Annotated in this window: 1 protein-coding gene; it reads right to left on the reverse strand. The window is 66.7% G+C overall.

Annotated features, from left to right (window positions below):
• Positions 1-33: 33 nt before the first annotated feature.
• Positions 34-1,365, reverse strand: coding sequence for an IS4 family transposase (locus V5E28_RS48950; protein WP_336217182.1), 1,332 nt, complete (start codon positions 1,363-1,365; stop codon positions 34-36).
• Positions 1,366-1,500: the final 135 nt, after the last annotated feature.

The raw sequence follows: 1,500 nt of genomic DNA on the forward strand, positions 1-1,500 counted from the left end.
CAACGCCGTTCAGTTTGGGCTCTTTGGCTGCTGTCAAGGATCGAGTGTGGTGAGGATGTCGATGCTGATGGTGGCCTTGTAGCTGGTCCGATCGATGGGGCCTTTGGCGTTGTATTTGGAGATCGCGCGTTTGACGATGCGGGGCCGGGTTCGGATGCGGCGGTCGGGCATGAGGTCGGCCAGGACGTGGCGGCCGATGGTGCCGGCGAGGTCGATGACGGTGCCGGTGATGATGCCTGCGGCCTGGATGACCAGGTCGCGGGCGGTGTGCAGGGCGATGGTGAAGCTTGCCCGGTCAGGATCGGTGCCGGGGCGGGTGCTGGTCGCGTCGGCCATGGCCAGGCGGAGGAGCTGGTAGGTGACCAGCAGGGCGTGGATCTCTTGGTCCACACCGGTGGGGGTGCGGGCGCGCAGCACGCGGCCGTCTAGGATCGAGGATTTGATCTCCAGGTAGGCGGTCTCGATCTCCCACCGCTCGTGGTAGAGCTTGATCAGCTCGGCGGCGGGATGAGTGCGGTGATCGGTCAACGTGGTGACCAGCCGGTATAGGCCAGTGCGGCGACCCGCGCCCGTGGTGATGGTGATCTCACAATCGATGACCCGAACCGGGATGGGGCCGAGCATCGAGGCGTAAGAGCCGTCGGCGCGGCGGCTCAGCACCGGCAGGACGCGGCCGTTCTTGGCCCGGACCAGCACGTGCGCGCCGGTGGCGGCGATCGCGGCCACCAACGTCCGGGCGGCGAAGTTGCGGTCCAGCAGCACGATCATGCCCTCGCCAAGGCTGCGGAGCAGGCGGGGCGCATACGTTGTCTCGCCGTCGGTGGTGGGTCCGAACACCGCATCCAAGATCGTGCGGGTGCCGCAGGACACCAGGACCAGCAACCGGAGCGCCGGATACCCCGCACCGCCGTTATTACAGCGATGCTTCAGGTAGACAGCCTGGTTGGCCGGGCTGTCAGGCACCGCCATCGTCGTCCCGTCGATCGCGCAGACCAGCAATCCCCGCCACCATGCCCCACGGGTGGCGATCCCCGCGGCCGGACCGCGCAGCAGATCGAACAACCACCGTAACGGCTCCGCCCCGATCCGCCGCCTGGCCTGCGACAACGCGCTCGGTGTCGGAGTAGCGACCGGCAGGCCCTCCAGCCCCGCCGTCAGCCGCTGCCACACCTGCCGCCAGCCCAGTTCGGGAAACAAGCACCCGGCCAGCAGCAGATACACAACCACTCGCGATGGCAGATCCCGCACCCGGGCCTGCACCCGACCCACCGCAGCCAACGCCTCGTCCACCATCTCGAACGGTACTAACCGGGTCAGCTCACCCAAATGGCCCGGCGCGAACGCCCCTTCAGCCACCACAACCACACGAGAAATGACAGAATGGGCACCCAACGGAGCTCCCGCCGAACAGTGATCTTGGTCGACACGGTTCTAGCAGGAGCTCTGTTGCATTTCAGTCGATTGGACACACTCGTCCCACGCCTAACTGAACGGCGTTGG

Source organism: Nonomuraea sp. LPB2021202275-12-8, assembly GCF_037044575.1.
Taxonomy (GTDB): Bacteria; Actinomycetota; Actinomycetes; order Streptosporangiales; family Streptosporangiaceae; genus Nonomuraea.